Source organism: Corynebacterium sp. HMSC05D08, assembly GCF_001807215.1.
Taxonomy (GTDB): domain Bacteria; phylum Actinomycetota; class Actinomycetes; order Mycobacteriales; family Mycobacteriaceae; genus Corynebacterium; species Corynebacterium striatum.
On sequence record NZ_KV788345.1, the window covers coordinates 1 to 1,807 of the forward strand.

A 1,807-nucleotide genomic window follows, 5' to 3' on the forward strand; every position below is an offset into this window, starting at 1 on the left:
CTTCTGGTGGGGCTCGGTGTTCCTGGTGAACGTGCCCGTAGTGGCGCTGGTGCTGGTTGCTACCTGGTTGATCCGCCCGGCCAATGACCCGGATCCTTCGAAGCGCTGGGATGCCGTGTCTTCGATACTGGTGATGATCGGGCTCGTCGGAACGGTGGTGGCCATCAAGGAGATCGGCCACGCGCCCCCGTCTGTCGCGACCATTGTTGTTGCGCTGCTCGTTGCTGCCATCGGGTTCTGGCTCTTCGTGCGCCGTCAGCGGCGCCTGGAGAATCCGCTGCTGGAGTTCTCCATCTTCCTCAACCCGGCGTTCAGTGCTGGCGTGCTCGCCGCGGCGTTCGCGATGTTCGCCATCGGTGGCATCCAGCTTGTCACCACGCAACGGTTCCAGCAGGTCGTCGGCTTCAGTCCGCTGGAGGCTGGGCTTTTGGTTGCCGTGATTGCCGTGGGCTCGTTGCCGACAGCGCTCCTGGGTGGTGCCTTCTTGCACCGTGTCGGGCTGCTCGCGCTGATCACCGGTGGTCTCGCCGTCGCCACCGGCGGCGTCGTGGTGACGGTAGTCGGGTTCCAATCATCCTTCGGCGTGCTGGTTCTCGGCCTTCTGGTGACGGGTGCCGGTCTCGGAGCTGCCCTGTCGGTCGCCTCCACCGCCATCATCGGGAACGTGCCGGTGCGCCGTGCAGGCATGGCCGCTTCCCTCGAAGAGGTCTCCTACGAGTTCGGCAGCCTCATCGCCGTGTCCGTGCTCGGAAGCCTGCTCACGGCCATCTATACCGCCAGTGTTGTCCTCCCCAACGGCGCACCGGCGGCGGCTGGTGACGGTATCGCTGAGGCACTGGAGGCGGCGCAGGGAGACGCCGCCATCATTCAGGCGGCCTCCACGGCCTTCGACTCCGCGTACCTCGTCGTGATGCTAGTCGTTGCCGGCGTCCTGGCAGCGGCCACTGTCATCACGGGAGTGCTGCTGCGTCGGTACCTGCCTGGCACGCAGTCGCAGCTGCACTCCGAGCACTGACCACGAAAGGACCGCTCATGCGGACCAGCAAACGAGACTCCATCCTCCAAGCCGCCCTCCACGTTGTCGAAACCGACGGCGTCACGGCCGTCACGTACGAATCGGTGGCCGCCGCCTCCGGACTCACCAAAGGTGGGCTGCTCTACCACTTCCCCTCGAAGGACGCCCTGGTGCTCGCGCTGCACGAGCATCTTGCCGAGCGCTGGGACCACGAGATGATCAACGTCCTGGGCAAGGACCCAGACGAGGCAACGCAGGACGAGCGCGTCGCCGCCTACGCCCGCGTGAGCGCTCGCAGCGCCACTGGCCCCGAGCTGCTGTTCATGCTCGAGGCGAGCACCGACAGCGAGCTCAACAAGCCGTGGAGAAGGGTCATCTCCCGATGGATACCCGACCCTGCCGAGATTGACCCGACTGACCCTCGGGCGCTGCAGAAGATGGTCGCGTACCTTGCCGCCGACGGACTCTGGCTTAGCGAATCCGTCGGAGCCGCCCCCCTTCCGCCCGAACTGCGCGCCGCGCTGGCAGAGCACCTCGCCCACTCCGTTGCGGACGCAGCCGGAACCTCGAGCAACGCGGCGAACCGATGAGCGCATCCATCTCGCAGATCTGAACCGATCCAGGTTCGCTGCCGCTGCCTTTCGCCTTCTCAAGAGGCTGCTCGTTCGCGGCCTCGTCGAGTCAGTGCCATACAGGGGCACCCCAGCGGGACAGTTACGGCGCAGTAGTTTGCTGTTGCCAATAGGCTCGGTCTCGCCATTTTTGCGACACATCTGTCGCACTGGGTGTACC

2 protein-coding genes are annotated in these 1,807 nt (G+C 65.6%); both read left to right on the forward strand.

Going from position 1 to position 1,807, the window contains the following annotated elements; genetic code table 11:
• Positions 1-25 precede the first annotated feature (25 nt).
• Complete coding sequence (locus tag HMPREF3148_RS09515) at positions 26-1,015, forward strand: MFS transporter (protein ID WP_246818809.1); 990 nt, start codon at positions 26-28, stop codon at positions 1,013-1,015.
• A gap of 17 nt (positions 1,016-1,032) precedes the next feature.
• The gene (locus HMPREF3148_RS09520) at positions 1,033-1,605 is read left to right on the forward strand and encodes a TetR/AcrR family transcriptional regulator (RefSeq protein WP_021353195.1); all 573 of its coding nucleotides are present in this window, start codon (positions 1,033-1,035) and stop codon (positions 1,603-1,605) included.
• Positions 1,606-1,807 lie beyond the last annotated feature (202 nt).